Source organism: Agromyces sp. Y575 (genome assembly GCF_059445445.1).
Genome location: NZ_JCAIUI010000003.1, coordinates 404,482 through 428,558 on the forward strand (window position 1 = coordinate 404,482; position 24,077 = coordinate 428,558).

Sequence of the window (24,077 nt, forward strand, 5' to 3'; positions counted from 1 at the left end):
GTGGAATGCTCGTTGCATGGCAGAGAACCGACGTCCCCGTCGTCCAGGCGCGCGCAGGCAGACGCGGTCGCCCCGCCCCGCCCCGAAACCGCCCGCCACCGACGGCCCCGTGATCGAGGTCGACATCGAGCGGGTCGCGCACGGGGGAGTGTTCGTCGCCCATCACGAGGGGCGCGTGGTGTTCGTCGCCGATGCGATCCCCGGTGAGCGCGTCGCAGCACTGGTCAGCGACCAGGGGCGTGAGCGGTTCTGGCGAGCCGAGACCGTGTCGGTGCTCGACGCGTCGCCCGACCGGCGAGCGCACGTCTGGGCCGAGGCATCCGTCGACCGCGCGCCCGAGCTGCGGGCAGGGGGCGCCGAGTTCGGTCACATCCTGATGCCGCGGCAGCGTGCGCTGAAGGGCGAGGTGCTGCGCGAGGCGCTCTCGCGAATGGCGGGCGTCGACACCGACGTCGAGGTTCGACCCGTCGACCCGCTGCTCGCGCCAGGGGCCTCTGTCGAGACCGGAACGGGCTGGCGCACCAGGATGCGCCTCCACGTCGGGCCAGACGGTCGTGTGGGGCCGTACGCCGCCCGAAGCCACTCGGTCGTGCCCGTGGCATCCGTGCCTCTCGCAGTACCCGAGCTCGAGGCGCTGGCGCCACTCGAAGACCGATTCCCGGGTGCGAGCGCGATCGACCTCGTCGCGCCGAGCGCCGGCGACCCGGCGATCGTCCTGGTCGAGGGGGAGCGGATGTCTCGTGGCCCGCGCACCACGATCGAGGAGCGCGTGGGCGATCGCGCCTTCCAGCTCGATCGCGACGGCTTCTGGCAGGTGCACCGAGGTGCCGCGGCGACCCTCACTCGCGCGGTGCAGGAGCTCATCGACGGTGACCTGTTCGACCCGCGTGCGGCCAACCACGACCTCTACGGCGGTGTCGGGCTGCTCGCGGCCGCCGTCGGCGACCGTTTCGGTGAGACGGTGCGCATCACGACCGTCGAGTCCGATGCGCGCGCGACCGAGCACGCCGGCGCGAACCTCGCCGAGTGGATCGGCGCCCGCGCGGTGACCGCGCGCGTCGACCGCTACCTCGACGAACTCGCGGCGGAGTCGGGGGCAGCCGAACGCGGGCGCTTGCGCGACGCCACGATCGTGCTCGATCCGCCGCGCTCCGGCGCGGGCCGCGCGGTCGTCGAACGGCTCGCCGAGCTTCGTCCGCGCCAACTCGTCTACGTGGCGTGCGACCCGGTGGCTTTCGCCCGAGACGTCGGACTCTTCCGCGGGCTCGGCTACGAACTCGACGAGCTGCGCGCGTACGACCTGTTCCCGAATACCCACCACGTCGAAGCGGTCGCACGGCTCCGCGCTATCGTGTGAACGTGGAACAGAGGAAGTCGTGACCGCAGCAACGGCCGGAACAACAGGGGTTGCGGCGACCGTCGCGATCGTCGACGACCATGAAGCCGTTCGGCTGGGGCTTCGGGCCGCGTGCGGCGACGCCGGGTACGACGTCGTCATCGATGCGGCGAGTGTGCCCGAACTTCTCGCCGGGCTCTCGGGTCGGGGCTGCGACGTGGTGGTGCTCGACCTCTCGCTCGGCGACGGATCATCCGTGACCGAGAACGTGCGTGCCGTTCTGGCGACCGGCAGCGCGGTGCTCGTGCACAGCATCGCCGATCGGGTCGGGGCGGTGCGGGAGTCGCTCGCCGCCGGGGCTGCCGGTGTCATCCCGAAGGCGTCTCCGATGTCGGCGGTGATCGGTGCGATCGCCACGGTCGCCCGAGGTGAGGTGCTCAACAACGTGGAGTGGGCCAGCGCGATCGAGGCCGACCGAGATTTCGCGAAGGCACAGCTCGGGCGCCGTGAGCACGACGTGCTGCACCTCTACGCCTCGGGCCTGCCGCTGAAGCTCGTTGCGGCGCAGCTCGGCATCGCGCACTCGACCGCGCGCGAGTACCTCGACCGGATCCGCGCCAAGTACGTCGAAGTCGGCCGCCCGGCCCCGACGAAGGTCGACCTGCTCCGCCGGGCCGTGGAGGACGGAATTCTTCCCGGACTCGACGACGGTGGAGATGGCCGCCGTTGATTGGCGGGTGACGCGCCTCGCGCGTCGCCGGTCCACGGTGACCCGTGCCCAGGTCGAGACGGTCGCCGGTCGCGCCCTCGGACTCTTCGGGCTCGTGTTCGGAGCGCAGACGGTACCTGTGGCCCTCGATCAGGCCGACGCGCTCGTCGATGGCGCGGGCGCTGCCCTCATGGCCGTGATGTACGGTGCGATCGTCGCGCTCGCCGTCGCGACGGTGACCAAGGTCGCGGTGCGCGCCGCCTGTCTCGGCTTCGCGGCCCTGTACGCGTTGGCGCTCGTGGCGTGGCCGTTCCTCGTCGCCGATCCGGCGGCACTGGAGGGCAGCACGCCCTGGCTCTACTACCTCTGCACGGTCGCGACGACGGCGGCGGTGATCGCGGTGCTGCCGATCTGGGCTGCTGCCTACACGCTCGTCATCCCGGCCGTGTACGGCGTCATCCGGCTGATGCCGGGCGGTGGTGACGCCGGCCCGCTGCTGGCGGTGCTCGATGCGCTCTACGCGGTCGTGCTCGGCGTCGTCGTGCTCGTGATCATCACGATGCTGCGTCAGGCCGCCGAATCGGTCGACTCCGCACAGGAGGCGGCGTTGCAGCGGTACGACGTCGCCGCACGGCAGCACGCCAACGAGATCGAGCGCGTGAAGATCGACGCCCTGGTGCACGACAGCGTGCTGACGACGCTGCTCTCCGCCGCCGCGGCGACGTCGCCCGAGCAGCAATTGCTCGCGGCCCGGATGGCCCGCGACGCCGTGCACCGCCTCGATGAAGCGGGTGCGACGGGCCCGCGTGCACTCGACCGCGTCGGACTGCCGGTGCTGGTGCGTCGGCTGCGCGCCGCGCTCACCACGTTCAACACGCCGTTCACGGTGCGCGTCATCAACGCCGGTGGGGTCGAACTGCCCGTGGAGGCGATGGAGGCGCTCTACACGGCGGCGGTACAGGCGATGGTCAACAGCTTGCAGCACGCGGACGAGCCCGGACTCTCGACGAGACGTGAGTTGCGCATCCGCGGGGTGCGAGCGGGCGGGTGCGTCATCGAGATCGCCGACAACGGGCGGGGGTTCGAGGTCGATCGAGTGCCCTCGGAGCGACTCGGGTTGCGGGTGACGTTCGAGGAACGCATGGTGAACGCNCATCGAGATCGCCGACAACGGGCGGGGGTTCGAGGTCGATCGAGTGCCCTCGGAGCGACTCGGGTTGCGGGTGTCGATCGAGGAACGCATGGTGAACGCCGGTGGCGCCGCCGAGATCGAATCGCAGCTCGGACACGGCACGACAGTGACGATCGCCTGGCCCGTCGGTGCAGGAGGCAGCGCATGATCTCCATTCCCCGCTGGCTCCTCCTCGTGCTCGGGGCGCTGTTCTCGACCTATCACGTCGTGCTCGGCATCTACTCGCTCGATGTGCCCGCGTCACCGTGGCCCGCGATCGTGGCCCTGCTGCTGTATTCGGCGGCCACCGCCCTGAGCCTGTGGCCGACGAGGCGCGTGAGGATGCCCGACTGGCTCGCGGCCTTCTGCCTCGCGGTCTCGATCGTGCTGCCGCTGCTCGTGACGAGTCAACTCGATCCCGATGCCGAGAACGGCTACGCCACCTGGTACGTCGCCGCGGTCGGCACGCTCATGACGATCACCGCCGCCCGCCGCCAGCTGACTGCAGCATGGCTGGGCGTCATCGCGCTCGCCGTGCAGACCGTGGTGTGGGCGGGGCCGCTGGCACTCGGCAGCCTGGGCGTGATCGGCAGCATCGTGTGGGTCGGCATCGCACACATGCTGACGAAGGCGCTCACGGGTGCGGCACGGGAGACGAGGCGCTACGCGCAGGCCGAGCGTGAGGCGGCGGCGTGGCAGGCCGCCCAAGATGCGCACCTGTTCGAGGGTCGCATGCGACTCGCGCACACCAACCGGCTCGCGTCGCCGATGCTGCGGCGCATCGCCGATCGGAATGGTCAGCTCACCGAGGCTCAGCGTGCCGAATGCCGCATGCTCGAGGCGGCGATCCGCGATGAGATCCGGGGCCGGATGCTGCTCACCGATGCCGTTCGCGTCGAAGTGCAGCGCGCTCGCGCTCGGGGCATCACCGTCACGCTGCTCGACGAGGGCGGCATCGACGACCTCGACGAAGCGATGCGCGACCGGGTGCTGTCCCGCTTGGCCGAGGCGGTCGCCGGTTCGAAGGCCGACCGAATCATCGCCCGCACCGCGGCGGAGGGATCGCCCGTGGCAGTCACCGTCGTGGGCCTGTGCGAAGCCGAAGGCGACGGCTCGACCTCGGATTCGGACACGGATGAGGCCGAGGTCGAACTGTGGCTGGAGATCCCGCGGCATTCGTGATGGATTCGCACGCAGCATCCGTGGTCGGCGCGAAGTGTCCGAACAAGAGCGTCCGGACAAGAAAGTGGGGGACCGATCTGAGATCGGCCCCCCATCAAGTCCGAGTCACGGCGATAACCCGAATATCGCCCTGACTCGCCCCCAACTGTCATCGGTTACCCGACCGATGACGGTGGCGACTCCTATGGAGCCTGCACATCCAATACTGGTGCACGGGCGCACAGGGGCAAAGTCGTCATTTCGGGGGACACGATGAGGACACGGCCTTCAGCGAGACGCGCGCGCCCAGCGGCCGGCGCCGACCTCGAGCGGCCGGCGCATCGCCCCGCCGCTGCGCACCCAGGCGCTGCGCCCGTCGTCGGCGACGGATGCCGCGGCTGACGACTCCTCGTCGAATGCCGCGAGGAGCACGGCGGTGACGGCCGCGGCATCGTCGGGGGTGACGTCATGGCTCGTGAATCGCAGCGCGGAGGTGCGGTCGTCGATGTCGTCGTCCATTTCGCTCCCTACAGGGGGATGTTCCCGTGCTTCTTCGATGGCAGGCTGGCCCGCTTCGTGCGGAGCGCGCGAAGCGCCTTCACGACGGATACGCGGGTCGCCGCCGGCTCGATGACGCCGTCGAGCTCGCCGCGTTCTGCGGCGAGGAACGGCGAAGCCACGTTGTAGGTGTACTCGTTCGCGAGCTTCGTGCGCACGGCCGCGACGTCTTCACCGGCACTCTCCGCCGCCTTGATCTCGGCGCGGTAGAGGATGTTGACGGCACCCTGCCCGCCCATGACCGCGATCTCTGCGGTCGGCCAGGCGAGGTTGATGTCGGCACCGAGCTGCTTGGAGCCCATGACGATGTAGGCGCCGCCGTAGGCCTTGCGGGTGATGACGGTGATGAGCGGCACGGTCGCCTCGGCATAGGCGTAGAGCAGCTTCGCCCCGCGGCGGATGACTCCGGTCCACTCCTGTTCGGTGCCGGGCAGGTAGCCCGGCACGTCGACGAGCGTGAGGATCGGAATCGAGAACGCATCGCAGAAACGTACGAAGCGCGAGGCCTTTTCTCCGGCGGCGATGTTCAGGGTGCCGGCCATCTGGCTCGGCTGGTTGGCGATGATGCCGACCGATCGCCCCTCGACCCGGGCGAAGCCGATCAGGATGTTGGGAGCGAACAGCGGCTGCACCTCGAGGAAGTCGCCGTGGTCGACGATGCCCTCGATGACCGAGTGCATGTCGTAGGGCTGGTTCGGCGAGTCGGGGATGACGGCGTTCAGCCGCCGGTCATCGTCGGTGATCTCGAGTTCGGCTTCGGCGTCGTAGACGGGGGCATCCGTCATGTTGTTGTCCGGCAGGAACGAGATGAGGGTGCGCGCGTAGTCGAGTGCGTCGGACTCGTCGCTCGCGAGGTAGTGCGCGACGCCTGACACCGTGTTGTGCGTGAGCGCGCCACCGAGCTCCTCCATGCCGACGTCTTCGCCGGTGACGGTCTTGATCACGTCGGGGCCGGTGACGAACATCTGGCTCGTCTTGTCGACCATGATGACGAAGTCGGTGAGCGCGGGGGAGTAGACCGCGCCGCCTGCCGCCGGGCCGCACACGATCGAGATCTGCGGGATGACGCCGGAGGCCTGCGTGTTGCGTCGGAAGATCTCGCCGTACTTGCCGAGCGCGACCACGCCCTCCTGGATGCGCGCGCCGCCTGAATCGAGGATGCCGATGATGGGCACGCCGGTCTTCAGGGCGAGCTCCATGACCTTGATGATCTTCTCGCCCGCGACCTCGCCGAGCGAGCCGCCGAAGATGGTGAAGTCCTGCGAGTACACCGCGATCTGCCGGCCGTGGATGGTGCCGGTGCCAGTGACGACGGCGTCACCGTACGGGCGCTTGGCCTCCATGCCGAACGAGTGCGTGCGGTGCCGCACGAACTCGTCGAGCTCGACGAACGAGCCGGGATCGAGCAGCTCGGCGATGCGCTCGCGCGCCGTCATCTTGCCCTTGGCGTGCTGCTTCTCGATGGCCGCTTCACCCGAAGCCGTCACGGCCTCGTGGTAACGCAGCTTGAGGTCGGCGAGCTTGCCGGCGGTCGTGGAGAGGTCGGGGCCGTCAGTCGCTTCGGTCACGCCGTTCACTCTACCGGCGAACATCAGGCCGACTTCGTTGACGGAATCCTACAAATACCGGGTCGGCACTGGTGGCTATCGCCATGCCGCCGGGCCCCGCCCCGCCCACCTTCCAGGCCGCGCCCCGTCGCCGTCCATGCCGAGTGCCCGAATATGGCGAGATTCGGGCAACTCGCTGGTCGATAGGGTGATGCCATGGATTGGGAGCGATCGCGCGCGGCCGTGCCGCGGTTCGAGTTTCTCGCCGAGGCGGGGTCGACGAACGACGAGCTGCGCGAGGCTGCAAGCGGGGCGGATGCCGCGCAGTGGGGTCACGGCGCCGTGCTCGTCACCGACAACCAGACGCGCGGGCGGGGCCGCCTCGGGCGTGTGTGGCTCGCGCCGACGGGAAAGACGCTGGCGATCTCGGTGCTGCTGCGGCCGGAGCTCGAGAGCGGCGTGCCGTTTCCGGCCGATGCCTACGGCTGGATTCCGCTCATCGCCGGGGCGGCGATGACCGAAGCGGTGCGCCGCGCCGTGTCCGTTTCGCTTCCTGAGCCCGTCGCGCTCCCTGAGCCCGTCGCGCTCCCTGAGCCCGTCGCGCTCCCTGAGCTTGTCGAAGGGACCACCCCCGCGTCACCCGCTCGCTTCGACAAGCTCAGCGAGCAAGCGATCGAAGGCCGCACGGGCGGTGTCGAAGTCGAGCTCAAATGGCCCAACGACGTGCTCGTCTCGGGCTACAAGATCTGCGGCATCCTCTCGGAACTGCTGCCCCCTTCGACGGGCTCAGAAACCGCGGGAGCCGTGATCGTCGGCGCCGGTCTCAACCTGACGCTCGACGAGCACGACCTGCCGACGCTCACCTCGACGTCTTTGTTGCTCGTCACCGGCGAGCAGCCCGATGCCGACGCCGTCCTGGCCGATTACCTGGCGACGTTCCTTGAGATGTTCGCCGCATTCGCCGCCTCGGGGGCGGATGCCTCGGCGAGCGGCATCGCCGACCGGGTCAGTGCGCTCTGCGGCACACTCGGCAGCGAAGTCCGGGTCGAACTGCCCGGCGACCGTGAGTTGCTCGGGTGCGCCGAGCGCCTCGATGGCGACGGTCGACTCGTCGTGATCGACCGTGAGAACGGTGAGCCTTGGTCTGTCGCCGCCGGAGACGTGACCCACCTGCGGTATTAATGGCGTATGAGGCATGCCGGGATACCCGACACGGCTGCTGCGGCGCCGGCGCAGCCACCCGAGCGCGTCGTGGCGCGGGTGCGGCGGCACGCACGGGTGCTGACCATTCCCGCGATACTGCTCGCCGCGGTCGCCGGCGCGACCGCCTTCGGCCTCGGCCTCGCGCCCGAGCTCTGGCAGGATCTCGCGATCGTGGGCGGGGCGGTACTCGTCGTGCTGCTCGGCTCGTTCCTGCCGTTCCTCGGATGGCTGACGAGACGGACGACCATCACCACCCGCCGCATCATCGTGCGCAGCGGCATCTTCGTGCGCGTGCGACAGGAGCTGTTGCATAGCAGAGGGTACGACGTGACGGTGCGCCGCAACTGGGTGCAGAGCTCGTTCGGGTCCGGTGATGTGCGCATCAACACAGGTCATGAGCAGCCCTTCGTGTTGAAAGACCTGCCGAAGCCCGAGCTCGTGCTCGGTGCGCTGCAGGAACTCCAGGGTGAGGAACACTCCCGAATCGCCGATCGTCGTCGTGCCGAACAGTCGATGATCGACGGCGATACGGTCGCCTGGGGCGGCCGCTGACGGCGCTCGTTCTGCCGGGCAGTGGAACTCGATGCCACGGTACCTCTCCAAAGGACGTAACGTTGACAGGTGGTCTCGTGCGCCCCCGAGTGCGAGCCTCACGATGAAGGGTTCCTCTTGGCCGACGAATGCAAACACGGTTTCGATGACGGCCTCTGCGCCATCTGCTTCCCGCCGCCGGAACCGGAGCCCAAGCCCGCGCCCGCGCCGGTGGCTCGATCCGCACGCTCCACGACGACCCGGAACGGCCGCCCGCCGGCCCGGGTACCCGGTGCCTCGCGCCCGGCGATCGCCTCCGACGCACCGCGCCTCGACCTGAAGGCGATGCGCATCTACCACGTGACGCACATCGACAACCTCCCGCCGATCCTCGACGCAGGGGCACTGCTGGCGGATACCGCCGGCGCGGTGCCGATCGTCGACCTCGCTGCGCCCGATGCCCGCGAGTACCGACGCAGCGCCGCGATCGGCGACACCGACACGGTGGTCGCCGACTACGTGCCGTTCCTGCTCACGACCGACGCCCATGTGTGGAACGCGGTGCGAACCGCCACCCCCGATCCGCGGCTCGGTGCAGAGGCCGTGAAGCGTGCTCCCGCCGATTTCGTCATCTTCGTGAGCTCACTGGCGAGCGTGCAGGCGGACAACGCAGATGTGCCCGGTGCGATCGTCGTGAGCGAAGCGGATGCCGCGGTCGCCGGTGCGGCCGTCGCATCCGAGTGGTCCGACGCGCAGCGCCTCCTGCAGAGACTGCATCGCGACGAGGAGGGAGCCGGCCTCGACGGCGCCGAACTGCTCGTGCGCGAGTGCCTGCCGCTCGACAGCGTCGCGCTCATCGCGGTGGCCAACGATCCGGTGCGCGACCGGGTGCGTGCCGCGCTCGCCGGCGCAGGCGTGCGTGCGCGGGTCGCGGTGTATCCGCCGTGGTTCCAGCCCACTGCTGACGCGGTGGAATAGCAGAACCTCTGCTCGTGGGCCTGTCGAAGCGGGCTTCCTCTGCTCGCTGAGCCTGTCGAAGCGGGCTAGCTCCCTTCGACGGGCTCAGGGAGCGGGTGCGCCGTCGGGCTCTTCGAAGAGCGTGCGCTGCGCCTCCTCGACGCGGGCGAGGGTCGAGAGCCCGTCGGAGCGGTGGTGTCCGAACACCCAGTAGCGGTAGAGCACGAACCGGAACGCGGTGCCGAGCGCGAGGCCGACGACGTTCGTGGCGATGTTGTCGGCCACGAGACTCGTGTAGCCGAGCCAATGGTGGCTGACCCAGAGGCATCCGAGCGCGATGGCCATGCCACCGAGCGAGACGATGACGTACTCGGCGAACTCGCGAACGTAGTTGCGGCGGCGGTGGTTGCGGAACGTCCAGTAGCGGTTGCCCAACCAGTTGAAGATGATGGCGACGCTCGTGGAGATGGTCTTGGCGCCGATCGCCGACTGCGCCCAGTGGTCGTCACCGAAGACGCCGAGGCGCAGCAGGTTGAAGAGCGTGACATCGATCACGAGGCCGATCAGCCCGACGACGCCGAACTTCACCGCATAGGCGAGCAGGCCGTTCCAGAGGCGTGCGATGGCGCTCGCGAGGCGGGTGGACACCGGCACATCCTATGCCGTCGGCCGCGGCCTAGACTGAAGAGGGCGCCCGCGCGGGCGCCGATGACGGCGGCGAACGGAGTGCATGGCGTGCGAGTCGGAGTGATCGGTGGGGGGCAGTTGGCCCGGATGATGATTCCCGCGGCGATCGAGCTCGGCGTCGATATTCGAGTGTTCGCCGAGGCCGACGGCATGTCCGCGGCGATCGCGGCCGATCGCATCGGCGACTACACCGATGCCGCAGCGGTGCTCGCGTTCGCACGCGACGTCGACGTCGTGACGTTCGACCACGAACACGTGCCGCAAGACGTGCTGCACGCCCTCGTCGACGCGGGTGTGCCGGTGCATCCCGGCCCCGATGCGCTGCGCTTCGCTCAAGACAAGCTGCTCATGCGCGAGCGCCTCTCGGAACTCGGCCTGCCGGTGCCCGACTGGGCCCGTGTCGAGACCGTCGCCGAGCTCGACGACTTCATCGCAGCCCATGACGGCATCGCCGTCGTGAAGACGCCTCGTGGCGGGTACGACGGCAAGGGCGTGCGTTTCGTGCGCAGCGCAGCAGAGGTCGCAGAGTGGTTCGTCACGATCGCCGAAGACGGGCGCGATGGGGCGCTCCTCGTCGAGGAACTCGTCGACTTCCGTCGCGAACTCGCGCAGCTCGTCGCCCGCCGGCCCTCCGGTGACGTCGCGGTGTGGCCGCTCGTCGAGACCGTGCAGGTGGGCGGTATCTGCAGCGAGGTCATCGCGCCTGCGCCCCACTCGGCGGGCAGGCTCGCGGATGTCGCGGCAGACGTCGCGATCACGATCGCCGAGGGGCTCGGGGTCACGGGCGTGCTGGCCGTCGAGCTCTTCGAGACCACCGACGACCGTATTCTCATCAACGAGCTGGCGATGCGCCCCCACAACAGCGGGCACTGGTCGATGGACGGCTCGACCACCGGGCAGTTCGAGCAACACCTGCGTGCCGTGCTCGACCTGCCGCTCGGCGCCACCGGCAGCCACGACGAGTGGTCGGTCATGGTGAACGTGCTCGGCGGCCCGGCTGAGGGGTCGCTCGCCGACCGGTACCCCGAGGCGCTCGCGGGGCATCCGACCGTGAAGATCCACAACTACGGCAAGGCGCCGCGGCCGGGTCGCAAGATCGGTCACGTCACGGCGATCGGCGATGAACTCGACGCGGTCGTCTACGAGGCGCGGGCTGCCGCGGCGATCCTCCAGGACTGACGCCAGCTCCGCTCGCTGAGCTTGTCGAAGCGGGGGCGTCCCTTCGACGAGCTCAGGGAGCGAAGCGGGCTCAGGGAACAATGCGAGCTCAGGGAACGAAACGAGCTCAGGGAACGTCGACGAGCTCAGGGAGCGACAGCCGCGTGCCCTGCGGTCATCTCCCAGCACCCGCCCCTACACTCGATCAAGTGACTGAGACGAACTCGCCCGCCCCGCTGGTCGGCGTCGTGATGGGATCCGACTCCGACTGGAACGTGATGCGCGAGGCATCCGCCCTGCTCGACGAATTCCGCGTCGCGCACGAAGTCGAGGTCGTCTCCGCGCACCGTACGCCCGAGAAGATGATCGCCTATGGCAAACAGGCGGCTGCTCGCGGCCTCAAGGTCATCATCGCGGGTGCCGGGGGAGCGGCCCACCTGCCGGGCATGCTCGCCTCGGTCACGACGCTGCCCGTCGTCGGAGTGCCCGTGCCGCTCTCGCGCCTCGACGGTCTCGACTCGCTGCTCTCCATCGTGCAGATGCCCGCCGGTGTGCCGGTCGCGACCGTCTCCATCGGCGGCGCGAAGAACGCCGGCCTCATCGCGGTGAAGATCCTCGCGACGGCCGACCCCGCTCTGTCGACCGCGCTCGCCGACTACGCCACCGACCTCGCAGCGCTCGTCGAGGCGAAGAACGAACGGCTCAAGCAGAACCGATGACGCTCGCCGCCAGCCCGATCCGCTACCCGGACATCGCCTCGCGCACGGTCATGACCCGCCGTGCGTGGTGGCTCGTCGCGCTCAACTTCCTGATTCCGGGCGCGCCGCAGGTGCTGGCCGGCAGTCGGCGTCTCGGCCGGTTCGGGCTCGGTGCGACGCTCGTGCTGTGGACGCTCGCGATTCTGGCGCTCGTCGTGTGGCTGTTCTGGCCCGCGACGCTGTACACGATCTTCTCCACCACGATCACCCTGTGGGTCGTCGCCGCCCTGCTCGTCTTCTATGCGGTGCTCTGGGTAATCCTGACCTTCGACACGCTGCGGCTCGTACGGCTCGTGAAGACCGCGCCGTCGGCTCGCGCCTGGGTGGCCGCGTTCTCGGTGCTCCTCATGGCAGGCGTCTCGGGCACAGCCGCCTATGGTGCGTACTTCGCGACGGCGGCGAGCGGATTCATCTCCTCGGTCTTCGTGGCCGGTCCTTCGAAGGAACCCGTCGACGGCAAGTACAACTTCCTCCTCCTCGGCGGCGACGCCGGGCCCGACCGTGACGGGCTCCGGCCCGACAGCATCACCGTCGTCAGCGTCGACGCCGAGACCGGTCAGGCCGTGACGATCGGCCTGCCGCGCAACATGGTGGACGTGCCGTTCCCCGATGACAGTCCGCTCGTCGAGCTCTACCCAGAGGGGTACGGGGCGATCGACGGCTGCGAGGTCGACGTCTGCATGCTCAACTCGATCTACACCGAGGTCGAGCTCGTGAGCCCCGAGATGTACCCCGACGCCGTCGCCCAGGGCAGCGAGCCCGGCATCGAGGCGATGCGCGATGCCGCCGAGGCGATCACCGGGCTCGAGATCCAGTACTACGCGCTCATCGACATGGCCGGGTTCCAGCAGATGATCGACGCCCTCGGCGGCGTCACGGTGAACGTGCCTGAAGACGTGCCGATCCATGCCGACGAGACGTTCACGACCGTCGCCGAGTGGATTCCGGCGGGGGAGCAGCACCTCGACGGATACCACGCGCTCTGGTACGCGCGTTCTCGCCACGGCACGAGCGACTACGACCGGATGGCACGCCAGCGGCAGATCCAAGAGGCCGTGCTCGCCCAGTTCAACCCCGCGAACGTGCTGTCGAAGTTCCAAGAGATCGCGGCGGCGGGCTCGCAGGTCGTGAAGACGGATGTCCCGCAGGGCAGCCTGGGCTACTTCGTCGAACTCGCCGGCAAGGCGAAGCAACTGCCGATCATCGATGTCGAACTGGTGCCCGCGAACGACGTGGACCCCGAAGAGCCCGACTACGAGTACATCCGACAGCTCGTGCAACAGGCGGTGCACCCGCCGACGGCCGAGCCGACCGAGGGGTAGCCTCTTCGGCTACAGGTCGGCGTGCAGCTGCCAGACTCGTTCGGCCGAATCGTGCCAGCTGAACGCTCGGCTGCGGTCGCTCCCCGCGATGGCCAGGCGTTCGGCGAGGGCCGGATCGGTGACGACCGAGGTGATGGCGGCTGCGAGCCGGTCGCCGTACCCGTCGCCGACGCCGACCGGCACGGCGAGTCCCGCGCCTGCCGAGACTTCGAGGTACGCCGGTGCATCCGAATGGATGACCGGGGTCGCGAGGCTGAACGCCTCGATCAGTGCTGTGCCGGAGCCATCATCGTGACTCGGCGCAATGAAGGCGGTTGCGCCGGCGAGCACAACGGCGAGGTCGCCGGCATCGAGTTCGTCGAGGTGCGTGATGCGTGCCGGTGAGATGCCCTCCTCCTCGGCGACGGCGATCAGGTGCTGGTCACCCCAGCTCTCGGGCCCGAGCACGACGATCGGGATCTCGGGTACGCCTCGCCGCCCGAGTGCGGCGAGCACGTCGACGAGGCCCTTGCGCGGCTCGAGAGTGCCGGGCACCACGAGGTACTCGGACGGAAGTCCCATCCGTGCCGCGCGAACGGGAGCATCGGCGCCGATCGTCAGGCCGGTTCGTGGTGCCGTTCCGATGACCCGGATGCGGTCGCCGAAATCGGCGATCTCACCGAGCCGCTCGGCAAGCGCGTGCGTGGGCACGACGACCGCGTCGGCGTGGCGGCGGGCACGCTTGAGCATGCCCTTCTGCCAGGTCACGGAGGTCGCGCTGAGCGCTTCGGGGTGCGTCCACGGGAGCACCTCGTGAACGGTGACGACCACTTGGCCGCCGTCGCGGTGGTCGTGCTTGCGCAGCGGTGCGAACAGGCTCGGAGCGTGGATCATGCCCGGCCCGGGTGATGTCGTCAGTCCGAGCTGCCAGGCGCCGGCGAGTTCGCGCCGTGCGAGGGTCGTCTTGTACAGTCCGGCGAGGCCGGGAATCTCCGCGAGCACACGGTCGTAATCATCGGGTGGCGACGAGGAGATTATCCCCTCGACGGCGCAGTCGCGCGGAGTCGCCGCGACGATCGCGCGCGCGAGGTCGAGGGTGTACCTGCCGAGCGCGCCCGGTACCGGTGCGATGATCTGGTCGACGATGACGCGGAGGGTGGTCGTCACGTGGCTTCCTTCGCCGAGCTTCGATGGGGATCCTGTGACCCTACTGGGTGCTGGGGGCGAGTGTCGACGAACGCGAGGGCGGCTATCGGCCCTGGGCTGTGTAGCGGGCCTCGGCCGCATCCTTCTGCGGCGCCCACCATGCTTCGTTGTCGCGGTACCACTCGACGGTATCGGCGAGTCCGGCTTCGAAGTCCGAGAACTGCGGTCGCCAGCCGAGCTCGGTGTGCAGGCGGGTCGAATCGATCGCGTAGCGGAGGTCGTGACCGGGGCGGTCGACCACGTGGTCGTAGGCATCGGCCGGCTGGCCGAGGGTCGTCAGGATCAGCTCGACGACCTCCTTGTTGTTCTTCTCGCCGTCGGCGCCGATCAGGTAGGTCTCTCCGATCTCGCCCTTCTCGAGGATGGTGAGCACCGCTGACGAGTGGTCGTCGGCATGGATCCAGTCGCGGACGTTCTCGCCCTTGCCGTAGAGCTTGGGGCGCTCGCCGCGCAGCACGTTGGTGATCTGGCGGGGAATGAACTTCTCGACGTGCTGGTAGGGGCCGTAGTTGTTCGAGCAGTTCGAGATCGTGGCCTTCACACCGAACGAACGCACCCAAGCACGAACGAGCAGGTCGCTGCCGGCCTTCGTCGAGGAGTACGGGCTCGACGGGTTGTAGGGCGTCTGCTCGGTGAACTTCGCAGGGTCGTCGAGCTCGAGGTCGCCGTAGACCTCGTCGGTCGAGATGTGATGGAAGCGGATGTCGTGCTTGCGGGCGGCTTCGAGCAGCGTGTACGTGCCGACGATGTTCGTCTCGAGGAACGGGTGCGGGTCATCGAGCGAGTTGTCGTTGTGGCTCTCGGCCGCGTAGTGGACGACCGCATCGTGCTCGGCGAACAACTCGTCGACGAGTCCGGCATCTGCGATGTCGCCGAGCACGAAACGGAACCGCTCGGCGGGCAGGCCCTCGAGCGAGGTGAGGTTGCCCGCGTACGTCAGCTTGTCGAGCACGGTCACCGTGTGATCGGTGTGCTCGAGCACGTAATGGACGAAATTCGAGCCGATGAAGCCGGCACCGCCGGTCACGAGGAGTCTTGACACGCGCTTCATCCTAGCCAAGAGGCCGAGCCGGCTTCTGTGAGCCGTCGACAGTCGTTCAGGTTCGGGGGAGCGCGACCGCGCCCGCCTCGACTGCGGCGTGGAGCGACTCGCGCCATCCACGCATCTCGGGAATGCCGACGGCGCCCCACCGCTCGTGACCGAGAACCGAGTACGCGGGGCGGGGTGCCGGCCGGACGAAGCTCGCGGCATCCGTCGGGAGGATCCGCTCGGGGTCGAGTCCGACTTCGGAGTAGATCGCCCGTGCGAAGTCGAACCACGAGCACTCGCCGGAGTTCGTGCCGTGGTAGTTGCCGGGCGGGGCGTCCGACTCGACGAGGAGCTTGATCTGTCGCGCCAGGTCGGACGTCCACGTCGGCTGGCCGAGTTGGTCGGTCACGACGCTCACCGTCGGATTGGTGCCGGCGAGTCGAAGCATCGTGGCCGCGAAGTTCGGTCCGTGCTGGCCGTAGAGCCAAGCCGTGCGCACGACGAACACGCCGTCGGGGTGCTCGGCGAGTGCGAGCTCCTCGCCTGCGGCCTTCGTGCGGCCGTACGCCGAGATCGGGTTCCGTGCCGCATCCTCGGGATACGGTGTCGTCGATCGGCCGTCGAAGACGTAGTCGGTCGACACCTGGACGAGCTTCGCGCCGGACTCGCGCGCCGCGATCGCGAGATTCCGGGCGCCCGTCGCGTTCACGGCGAACGCCTCGTCTTCATGGGTCTCCGCGTCGTCGACCCCGGTGAACGCAGCTGCATTCACGACGACGTCGTGCCCGGCGACCGCTTCGCGCACCGATCCGAGGTCAGTCACGTCGAGTTCGGCGCGTCGGAGGGCGGTGACCGGGCGTCCGGCCAGCGCGGCCTGAAGGTCGATTCCGAGCATTCCGGCTGCTCCGGTGATGAGGTAGCGCATGGTTCCGATCCTACGGCCGCGGCCTGACCGGCCACACCCGAGCCGGATGTCGCGATTGCTAGACTTCAGCGGTGCAGATCCGCGAACTCTCGATTCCCGACGCCTTCGAGGTGACGCCGAAACAATTCGGCGATGATCGGGGAACATTCCTCGAATGGTACCGATTCGACCGCCTCGAGGAGGCGATCGGCCACCGACTCGAACTCGCTCAGGCGAACACCTCGGTGTCGAAGCGCGGCGTCGTCCGCGGCATCCATTTCGCCGACGTCCCGCCGAGCCAGGCGAAGTACGTGACGGCGACTCACGGTGCCGTTCTCGACTTCGTCGTCGACATCCGCGTGGGGTCGCCGACCTTCGGGCGATGGGACAGCGTGCTCCTCGATGACGTCGACCGTCGGGGCATCTACATCGCTGAGGGCCTCGGTCACTGCTTCGTCGCACTCACCGACGACGCGACGGTGAGCTATCTCGTCACTTCGACGTTCAACGCCGAACGCGAGCACGGCATCAACCCGCTCGACGCGGAGATCGCGCTGGCCTTCCCCGAGGCGGCCGGTCAGCTCCTGCTGTCACCGAAAGACACGGATGCGCCGAGCCTCGCCGAAGCTGCGGCATCCGGTCTCCTCCCGACCTGGGAAGCAGCGCGCGACTACTACGCCTCATTGAACGACAAAGGAAACTGAGCGCATGCGTGGAATCATCCTGGCCGGCGGCTCGGGCAGTCGGCTGTGGCCCATCACCAAGGGCATCTCGAAGCAGCTGATGCCGATCTACGACAAGCCGATGATCTACTACCCGTTGTCGACCCTGATGATGGCGGGCATCGATGAGATCCTCGTCATCACGACCCCCGAGTACAACGACCAGTTCCGCGCTCTCCTCGGCGACGGGACTCAACTCGGCATCCGTCTCGAATATGCAGTGCAGCCATCGCCCGATGGTCTCGCGCAGGCCTTCATCATCGGCGAGGACTTCATCGGCGACGAGAGTGTCGCGCTCGTGCTCGGCGACAACATCTTCCACGGCTCCGGTCTTGGTTCCGCACTGCGCACGCACACCCAGGTCGAAGGTGCGGTCATCTTCGCGTACGAGGTCAGCGACCCGACCGCCTACGGTGTGGTCGAATTCGACGACGCGTTCCGTGCCGTCTCCATCGAGGAGAAACCATCGGAGCCGAAGAGCAGCTTCGCTGTGCCCGGACTCTACTTCTACGACAACTCGGTCGTCGAGATCGCGAAGACGATTCAGCCCAGCGCGCGCGGCGAGCTCGAGATCTCCACCGTCAATGAGCGGTACCTCGACCAGGGCAGGCTCAAGGTTCAAGTGCTCGACCGTGGCACGGCCTGGCTCGACACCGGAACTTTCGAATCGATGATGCAGGCGTCCGAATACGTGCGTGTCATCGAAGACCGACAGGGCTTCAAGATCGGATGCATCGAGGAGATCGCCTGGCGCGCCGGCTGGATCGACGACGGGCGCCTCGCTGCGCTCGCCGAACCTCTGGTGAAGAGCGGATACGGCGCGTATCTGCGCCGGCTCCTCGGGAGCCGCTGAGGGTCAGTCGACGCCTCGCGTGACGACCCAGGATCGGATCCTGAGTCCAGCCGTGAGGACCCAGCGAATCGGCGCGAGCACGGGTGCGGCGTACTTCCGGCGGATGAACCGCTCTGCGCTCTCATGATGGGCACGGAGCATGCGCTTCGACTCGCTCTTGGTCGAGAGGCCACCGATGTGCGTGACGACCGCTGTGGGCACGTACGAGTTCTGCCAACCTGCGCCGCCCAGCCGAAATCCGAGGTCGACATCCTCGAAGTACATGAAGTAGCCCGTATCGAACCCGCCGATCTCCTCGAATGCGCCGCGGCGCACGAGCAGGCACGCACCGGAGAGCCATCCGACCGAGCGGGACTTGAGCGGCGAACGGGTTTCGGCGCGATATGAACGAGTCCACGGGTTCGACGGCCACGGTCGGCTGAACAGTGCGTGGCCGACTCCGGTACGCAGCGAGGGAAGGTTCCGCGCGGAAGGGTACGTGCTGCCATCCGGGTTGAGGATGCGGGGCCCAACAGCGCCGGTGCCGTCGGCGCCGCTCAGCGCAGCGACCAGGGTGCCGACGGAGTTCGGCGCGAGCGCGACGTCGGGGTTGGAGACGAGGACGTACTCGACATCGACGGGGAGGGCGCGCACGCCCTCGTTGACCGCGCCGCCGTAACCCAGGTTGCGGTCCAGCGGCAGCACGGTCGCGCCGTACGTCGCCGCGACCACCTGCGAAGCTGCGGTGTCGAGCGACGCGTTGTCGACGATGAAGACGTGGCGGGGGCGAAAGTTCAGCGCTGCGATCGAGTCGAGGAATCCGGGCAGCTGCGTGCTCGAGTTGTAGGACACCGTGACGACGGCGACTCGATCTTCGGCAGGGGTTGGCACGGTATCCGATCCTATTGCCGTCGACCCGGGAATCCGCTCTGCGTCGTCCGCGCACAGGGCGTTCAGGGGTGCCTTGCTAGACTCGGGTGGCTCTGCCGCCGACCGGCGGGGCATTCCGACAGCAAAGGTATGTGGTGGGTTCGATCGGCAGGCTTGTGACCAAGGCAGTGCAGGGGGGCCCTCGGCTCATCGCTCGCAAGATCCGGACTGCGACAGCGCTCGCGCGCGCGCAGGGTGTCGGATCGACGTTCCGGTATGCGCGGACGAAACTCGCGAAGGTTGCCGCCCCTCAGGTCCCGACGCTGCTGGTCTCCATGGAGGACGCCGCCGCCGTGGACTGGACCGTCATCCCAGATCGGATCCGCGAGTCGATCACGGTCGAGTCGGGCCCCGCACGCATCGCGTGGATCATGTCGCCTCCCGGCCGCGAGAGCGGCGGACACCAGAACCTGTTCCGATTCATCGAATTCGCCGAACGCGGGGGCCACGACTGCCGCATCTACCTGTACCAGGCCGAGGATCGGCCCGTCGACATTGTCGGTGTTCGGGCCATGCTCGAGAAGAGCGAAGCGTATCCGACGCTCGACGCCTCGATCGAGGTGTGGGACCGCGAGCGTGGGGTGGCCGACGATACGCAGGCCATCTTCGCGACCGGCTGGGAGACCGCGTACCCGTCGTTCCTCGACCGCTCGCAGGCGAAGCGGCTCTACTTCGTGCAGGACTTCGAACCGAGCTTCTACCCGCTCGGTACCGAGGCGGTCCTGGCCGAGAACACCTACCACTTCGGATTCCACGCGATCACGGCCGGCGGATGGCTCGCTCACAAGCTCAGCACTGAGTACGGCATGGCCGCCGAGCACTTCGACTTCGCCGTCGACAAGCGGCACTATCGCATCACGAATGACGGTCCTCGCAACGAGATCTTCTTCTACGCGAGGCCGGTCACACCCCGGCGCGCGTTCGAGTTCGGCCTGCTCGTGCTGAACGACTTCGCCAAGCTCCGACCCGACGTCACGATCAACCTCGCCGGATGGGATGTCGCGAACTGGCGCATCCCGTTCGAGCACCGCAACCTCGCCAGCCTCCAACTCTCGGAGCTCAACGAGGTGTACAACCGTTGCGCAGCCGGCCTCGTCATGTCGCTGTCGAATATGTCGCTGTTGCCGCTGGAGCTGATGTCCAGCGGCGTCACACCGGTCGTCAACGACGGGCCCAACAATCGCATGGTCTCGGACAACCCCTTTATCGAGTACGTCCCCGCTTCACCGCTCGCGATCGCTCGCAAGCTCGTTGATGTCGTCGAGCGGCCCGACGCGATCGAGCGGTCGCGCGCGATGTCGGAGTCCGTGAGGGGGGTCGACTGGGCTGCGTCCGGCCAGGTCTTCCTCAAAGCTCTCGAGGGGGCGCTCCGTGGCTAGGGCGCTCGTCATCGGCGCGAACGGCTTCATCGGCTCCCACCTCGTCGACGGCCTCGCCCGCGCGGGCCACGAGGTACGGGGATTCGATCGGTACAGCGCGCGGGAGCCGACGTTCACCGCCGACGGTGTCGAGGTCGTGGCGGGGGAATTCCTCAGCCGGTCGGACCTCGAGTCCGCGGTCGCCGGGCAGGACTACGTCTTCCATTTCCTCTCGACGACGACGCCGGCGACGGCCGAAGCGGATCCGACGCTCGACATCCGGACCAACCTCGCGCAGACCGTGGAACTACTGGAGTCCTGCGTCGCAGCCGGCGTACAGCACGTGTACTTCGCATCGACAGGTGGGGCGATCTACGGCCAGCAGGGCAAGGGCGAGTACGCCGAATCCGATCCGGCGCTGCCTGTATCCCCGTATGCCATCGGCAAGCTGGCGATCGAGCGGTACCTGCGATATTTCCATGCGACGCACGGTTTGCGCTCCACAGCGTTCCGGATCTCGAACCCGTACGGCCCCCGACAGCACCCCAACCGCAAGCAGGGTTTCATCCCGATCGCCCTTCGCCAGATCCTCCAGGGGGAGCCGATCGTGCGATTCGGGTCAGGGTCGATGGTGCGCGACTACGTCTACGTCGAGGACCTCATCGAAATGATCCTTCCCGTGGTGGGCAGTGCCGCCCCCCACGACGTGTACAACCTCGGCAGCGGGGTGGGGCACAGTGTGAACGACGTGCTCGATGCGCTCCGCCGCGTGACCGGTGTCGATTTCGACATCGTCGCGCGCGAGATCCCGCCGACCTTCGTCGACCGCGTCGTGCTCGACACGAGCCGATTCCGTGATGAGTTCGGCGTCACACCGATGACTTCGCTCGACGAGGGCATCCGGCGCACGTACGACGACATGAAGGCTGAGTTCCGTGGCTGAGAACATACGGGCGACCGTCACCATCCTGACCTACAACGGCGAGCACTACCTCGAGAAGATTCTCCGAATGCTCCGCAAGCAGAAGTTCGACGGCGAGTTCGAGGTGCTCGTCATCGACTCCGGATCCACCGACTCGACGCTCGAGATCATCGCGCGTCACCCCGAGGTGCGTCTCATCGAGATCCCGAACAACGAGTTCGGCCACGGACGCACGCGGAATCTCGCGGCACGTGAGGCCTCGGGCGAGTACGTCGCCTTCCTCACGCACGACGCCGTCCCGAGTACGAAGCACTGGCTGAGCGAGTTGATCGACCCGATGGAGCGGTTCCCCGACGTCGTCGCAGTGCTCGGCAAGCAGGTCGCGCGATCCCGCGCGTTCCCGCTGCAGAAGTACGAGATCCACAACATGTTCCGCAACCTCGGGCCCGACTATGGCGTCACGCTGTTCTACGACGCTCCATTCGCCGACGAGGTGGCTATTCGGGATGCGATGGCGTTCTACTCCGACGTCAACTCGGCCGCGCGACGTTCGTTCCTCGTCGACGTGCTGCCCTATCGCGACGTTCGTTACGCCGAAGACCAGCTCTTCGGGCGCGACGTGATCGACAACGGCTACATCAAGGCCTACGCACCGCGGGCCGCTGTCATGCACTCCAACGATCTGACCCTTTCGGAATACGGACACCGCATCTTCGACGAGACGGTGGGGCTCCGCCAGATCGGGTACGACATCCCGCCCATCTCACGGGTCGCGGTGGTGACCCACTCCGCCCGTGGCGTCGTCGGGGATTCGGTTCGCATCGCCCGTGATAGGGCCTACAGTCTGCCTAGCAAGGCGTACTGGCTCGTCGTGAACCCGGCATTCCACGTGCGCAAATGGTCGAGTTACCGCGCCTCAACGCTGGTCGACGTGCGCGACCCTGCGGCCGTCGCGGCTGGGTCGCTCGAGCACAAGCGCAAGCGGCACCACGAGGGGGCGGCGACGTCTAAGGTGCCACCGACACCGTCGGCCGAAGCCTGAGGAGGCCGTTGCCGTAGTCGCGGCCCGGCACGTCGAACGTGCCGGCCGGCGTGGCCAGGTCGTAGTTCCGGCCGTGCACGTCTCCGAGACCGATGTTGATGAGGTACTTTCCCGGGCCGAGGTGCACGTCGGGGATCTCGAACTTCAGCCGGTGTCGGCCGACGGTGGTCGGGAGCTCGATCTCGTCGAACGTCGTCATGTTGAACAGACGGAGTCCGAGCGTGTTCTCGATCGAGAACCCGACGCCCCAGTCGGGGGTGGACTCGTTGACGTCGACGTCGAGGTATGCAGTGAGGTCCACAGCGTCGCCTTCGACCTGCGTGACCGCGCGGAAGTCTGCCACCTCCAGGGCGAAGTGCTCCTGGCCGCGGCGGTCGAGGTCGATCAGTCGGTCGGCCTGGTAGCCGTCGCGGAGAATGCGGATGCCCTGCGCCGGCTCACCGTCGTAGATCATCTCTCCGGAGTTCAGCACGACGACTCGATCGCAGAGACTGCCGACCTGATCGGCGGAGTGGCTCACGAGCACGATCGTGCGGCCCTCCGACTGGAACTGGCTGATCTTCTCCATGCACTTGCGTTGGAACGGCTCGTCGCCGACCGCCAGCACCTCGTCGACGAGCAGGAGGTCGGGTTCGGAGTGCACGGCGACGGAGAATGCGAGCCGCACGTACATTCCCGAGCTGTAGAACTTCACCTGGGTGTCGATGAACGCCTCGATGCCCGAGAAGTCGACGATCGCGTCGAACCGGTCGTCGGTCTCCTTGCGGCTCATCCCGAGAATCGCGGCGTTGAGGTAGACGTTCTCACGGCCGGTGAGGTCTTGGTGGAAACCGGCTCCGAGCTCGAGGAGGGCTGCCAGACGCCCGCGACGCGTGACCGTGCCGCTCGACGGGTCCAAGATGCCGCCGATGACTTTCAGAAGGGTGCTCTTGCCGGATCCGTTGTGGCCGACGAGCCCGACAGTCGAACCGAGCTCGATGTCGAGGTTGATGTCACGGAGCGCCCAGAAGTCGTCGCGATGACGTCGCGACGTGCGAAAGTTCACGATCCGCTCTTTGAGCGACTTGTCTTTGTGGAGGACGAATCGCTTCGAGACGTCCTTGACGCTGATGATGGTCGGGTTGGTCATTCAGAGCTCCTGGGCGAAATTGCCCTGCAGACGTGAGAAGACCCGCTGTGCGATCCACAGCAGGACGATACTGACCAGCAGTGCGATCACGAGCCGGAGTTCGAGAAAGTCGGGCCAGTCTTGCTGCAAAGCGCCGGTAGCCGTCGAACCGGCGTTCCACAAGGCCTTCTGCATCGCAATGATCGCGAGCGTGATGGGGTTGGCGAGATAGAGCTGTTCGAGCCAATTGCCATTCAGCGCGTCGTGCACGAACTTGTACGAATACACGATCGGCGAGAGCCAGAAGAGCACCACGAGCGCGATCTCGACGAGATGCTCGGTGTCGCGCAGATAGACGTTCACGGCTGAGAGCACGAGCCCTACTGCTACCGAGAACACGATGAGCAACACGAGAGCGAGCGGTGCGAGCAGCAGACGTGCATCGAGCGGGAAGGTCGACAGGATGGCGATTGCGGCGATCAGCACCACGAGCTGCACCGCGAAATTGAAGAGTGCGCCGCCGACCGAGCTGAGCGGGAAGATCTCGCGTGGCAGGTAGACCTTCTTCACAAGGCCTGCGTTGGTGATCAATGCGCTCGTCGAGCCCGAAACGATTTCACTGAAGAGGCCCCACACCGTGAGCCCGATGAAGACGAAGATCGCGAAGTCGGGGATGAGGCGCGCCGCGCCGAGAATCTGCCCGATGGCGAAGTAGTAGATGAGCAATTGGACGAGCGGGCGGAAGAGACTCCACACAATGCCGAGGGAGCTGTTCTTGTAGCGTGCCTTGACCTCGCGTCGGACGAGGAGAACGAGCAGCTCCCGGCTTTGCCAGATCTCGCGGATCGAGCGCGCGGTACCGCCGAAGCCGTCGGTGTGCGCGCCCACCTCGTGGAACGGCTCCGAAGCGATGCGTTCGGCGCGTGCGAGGGCGTCTGCCTCCATC

General features: G+C 67.6%; 23 protein-coding genes. 14 read left to right on the forward strand and 9 right to left on the reverse strand.

The annotated features are described in order from the left end of the window. The first annotated feature begins 16 nt into the window (after nt 1-16). The 3 genes from AC1C2U_RS14005 (at nt 17) to AC1C2U_RS14015 (ending at nt 4,398) form a co-directional block, all read left to right on the forward strand. A complete protein-coding gene (locus AC1C2U_RS14005; protein ID WP_495362373.1) occupies nt 17-1,357 on the forward strand; it encodes a class I SAM-dependent RNA methyltransferase in 1,341 nt (446 codons plus the stop codon). Nucleotides 1,358-1,376: 19 nt separating this feature from the next. Next, nucleotides 1,377-2,066: a response regulator gene (locus tag AC1C2U_RS14010; RefSeq protein ID WP_495362374.1), complete on the forward strand. Its 690-nt coding sequence runs from the start codon at nt 1,377-1,379 to the stop codon at nt 2,064-2,066. Nucleotides 2,067-3,381: 1,315 nt separating this feature from the next. Beyond that, entirely contained in the window at nt 3,382-4,398 is a 1,017-nt protein-coding gene (locus AC1C2U_RS14015; RefSeq protein WP_495362751.1) for a DUF8320 family protein, read from the forward strand. 267 nt (nt 4,399-4,665) lie between these two features. On the opposite strand, the gene AC1C2U_RS14020 is transcribed toward AC1C2U_RS14015, so the two are convergent. Next, the gene (locus AC1C2U_RS14020) at nt 4,666-4,896 is read right to left on the reverse strand and encodes an acyl-CoA carboxylase epsilon subunit (protein ID WP_495362375.1); all 231 of its coding nucleotides are present in this window, start codon (nt 4,894-4,896) and stop codon (nt 4,666-4,668) included. Between the two features lie 8 nt (nt 4,897-4,904). Then, complete coding sequence (locus tag AC1C2U_RS14025; protein ID WP_495362376.1) at nt 4,905-6,503, reverse strand: acyl-CoA carboxylase subunit beta; 1,599 nt, start codon at nt 6,501-6,503, stop codon at nt 4,905-4,907. A 195-nt stretch (nt 6,504-6,698) separates the two neighbouring features. Between AC1C2U_RS14025 and AC1C2U_RS14030 the strand changes: the two genes are divergently transcribed. From AC1C2U_RS14030 to AC1C2U_RS14040, 3 genes are all read left to right on the forward strand, one after another. Beyond that, a complete protein-coding gene (locus AC1C2U_RS14030; RefSeq protein ID WP_495362377.1) occupies nt 6,699-7,664 on the forward strand; it encodes a biotin--[acetyl-CoA-carboxylase] ligase in 966 nt (321 codons plus the stop codon). 6 nt (nt 7,665-7,670) lie between these two features. Continuing rightward, complete coding sequence (locus AC1C2U_RS14035; protein WP_495362378.1) at nt 7,671-8,237, forward strand: PH domain-containing protein; 567 nt, start codon at nt 7,671-7,673, stop codon at nt 8,235-8,237. Between the two features lie 117 nt (nt 8,238-8,354). Further along, nucleotides 8,355-9,194: a DarT ssDNA thymidine ADP-ribosyltransferase family protein gene (locus AC1C2U_RS14040; RefSeq protein WP_495362379.1), complete on the forward strand. Its 840-nt coding sequence runs from the start codon at nt 8,355-8,357 to the stop codon at nt 9,192-9,194. An 84-nt stretch (nt 9,195-9,278) separates the two neighbouring features. On the opposite strand, the gene AC1C2U_RS14045 is transcribed toward AC1C2U_RS14040, so the two are convergent. Beyond that, on the reverse strand, nt 9,279-9,821 hold the full coding sequence (locus AC1C2U_RS14045) for a GtrA family protein (protein WP_495362380.1): 543 nt from the start codon (nt 9,819-9,821) through the stop codon (nt 9,279-9,281). Nucleotides 9,822-9,881: 60 nt separating this feature from the next. On the opposite strand from AC1C2U_RS14045, the gene AC1C2U_RS14050 reads away from it, so the two are divergent. The 3 genes from AC1C2U_RS14050 to AC1C2U_RS14060 all read left to right on the forward strand — a co-directional run bounded on the left by AC1C2U_RS14050 (nt 9,882) and on the right by AC1C2U_RS14060 (nt 13,098). Continuing rightward, a complete protein-coding gene (locus AC1C2U_RS14050; protein ID WP_495362381.1) occupies nt 9,882-11,039 on the forward strand; it encodes a 5-(carboxyamino)imidazole ribonucleotide synthase in 1,158 nt (385 codons plus the stop codon). A gap of 230 nt (nt 11,040-11,269) precedes the next feature. After that, nucleotides 11,270-11,737 (forward strand): 5-(carboxyamino)imidazole ribonucleotide mutase, encoded by a 468-nt coding sequence (gene purE, locus AC1C2U_RS14055; RefSeq protein WP_495362752.1) that lies wholly within the window; start codon nt 11,270-11,272, stop codon nt 11,735-11,737. Continuing rightward, nucleotides 11,734-13,098: an LCP family protein gene (locus tag AC1C2U_RS14060; protein WP_495362382.1), complete on the forward strand. Its 1,365-nt coding sequence runs from the start codon at nt 11,734-11,736 to the stop codon at nt 13,096-13,098. Before purE ends, AC1C2U_RS14060 begins: the two co-directional genes overlap by 4 nt. Nucleotides 13,099-13,107: 9 nt before the next feature. On the opposite strand, the gene AC1C2U_RS14065 is transcribed toward AC1C2U_RS14060, so the two are convergent. From AC1C2U_RS14065 to rfbD, 3 genes are all read right to left on the reverse strand, one after another. Then, nucleotides 13,108-14,244, reverse strand: a complete 1,137-nt coding sequence (locus AC1C2U_RS14065) for a glycosyltransferase family 4 protein (RefSeq protein WP_495362383.1) — start codon at nt 14,242-14,244, stop codon at nt 13,108-13,110. An 82-nt stretch (nt 14,245-14,326) separates the two neighbouring features. Continuing rightward, nucleotides 14,327-15,325: a dTDP-glucose 4,6-dehydratase gene (gene rfbB / locus AC1C2U_RS14070; protein ID WP_495362384.1), complete on the reverse strand. Its 999-nt coding sequence runs from the start codon at nt 15,323-15,325 to the stop codon at nt 14,327-14,329. Between the two features lie 55 nt (nt 15,326-15,380). Next, on the reverse strand, nt 15,381-16,238 hold the full coding sequence (rfbD, locus tag AC1C2U_RS14075) for a dTDP-4-dehydrorhamnose reductase (RefSeq protein WP_495362385.1): 858 nt from the start codon (nt 16,236-16,238) through the stop codon (nt 15,381-15,383). A 71-nt stretch (nt 16,239-16,309) separates the two neighbouring features. On the opposite strand from rfbD, the gene AC1C2U_RS14080 reads away from it, so the two are divergent. Both AC1C2U_RS14080 and rfbA read left to right on the forward strand, forming a co-directional pair. After that, entirely contained in the window at nt 16,310-16,921 is a 612-nt protein-coding gene (locus tag AC1C2U_RS14080; RefSeq protein WP_495362386.1) for a dTDP-4-dehydrorhamnose 3,5-epimerase family protein, read from the forward strand. A 4-nt stretch (nt 16,922-16,925) separates the two neighbouring features. Further along, nucleotides 16,926-17,792: a glucose-1-phosphate thymidylyltransferase RfbA gene (rfbA, locus tag AC1C2U_RS14085; RefSeq protein WP_495362387.1), complete on the forward strand. Its 867-nt coding sequence runs from the start codon at nt 16,926-16,928 to the stop codon at nt 17,790-17,792. Between the two features lie 3 nt (nt 17,793-17,795). Here the strand turns inward: rfbA and AC1C2U_RS14090 are convergent, their stop codons facing one another. Beyond that, complete coding sequence (locus AC1C2U_RS14090; RefSeq protein ID WP_495362388.1) at nt 17,796-18,662, reverse strand: glycosyltransferase family 2 protein; 867 nt, start codon at nt 18,660-18,662, stop codon at nt 17,796-17,798. Between the two features lie 314 nt (nt 18,663-18,976). Here AC1C2U_RS14090 and AC1C2U_RS14095 point away from each other — a divergent pair, with 314 nt between their 5' ends. From AC1C2U_RS14095 to AC1C2U_RS14105, 3 genes are read left to right on the forward strand one after another with little or no spacing between them, the layout of a single operon-like run. Further along, nucleotides 18,977-20,080, forward strand: a complete 1,104-nt coding sequence (locus tag AC1C2U_RS14095; RefSeq protein WP_495362389.1) for a rhamnosyltransferase WsaF family glycosyltransferase — start codon at nt 18,977-18,979, stop codon at nt 20,078-20,080. Further along, entirely contained in the window at nt 20,073-21,002 is a 930-nt protein-coding gene (locus AC1C2U_RS14100) for an NAD-dependent epimerase/dehydratase family protein (RefSeq protein ID WP_495362390.1), read from the forward strand. The genes AC1C2U_RS14095 and AC1C2U_RS14100 overlap by 8 nt, the downstream gene beginning before the upstream one ends. Beyond that, on the forward strand, nt 20,995-22,023 hold the full coding sequence (locus AC1C2U_RS14105) for a glycosyltransferase family 2 protein (protein ID WP_495362391.1): 1,029 nt from the start codon (nt 20,995-20,997) through the stop codon (nt 22,021-22,023). The genes AC1C2U_RS14100 and AC1C2U_RS14105 overlap by 8 nt, the downstream gene beginning before the upstream one ends. On the opposite strand, the gene AC1C2U_RS14110 is transcribed toward AC1C2U_RS14105, so the two are convergent. Both AC1C2U_RS14110 and AC1C2U_RS14115 read right to left on the reverse strand, forming a co-directional pair. Continuing rightward, nucleotides 21,989-23,152 (reverse strand): ABC transporter ATP-binding protein, encoded by a 1,164-nt coding sequence (locus AC1C2U_RS14110; protein ID WP_495362392.1) that lies wholly within the window; start codon nt 23,150-23,152, stop codon nt 21,989-21,991. The two genes, AC1C2U_RS14105 and AC1C2U_RS14110, sit on opposite strands and share 35 nt — an antisense overlap. After that, on the reverse strand, nt 23,153-24,076 hold the full coding sequence (locus tag AC1C2U_RS14115; protein WP_495362393.1) for an ABC transporter permease: 924 nt from the start codon (nt 24,074-24,076) through the stop codon (nt 23,153-23,155). Between the last annotated feature and the right edge of the window lies 1 nt (nt 24,077).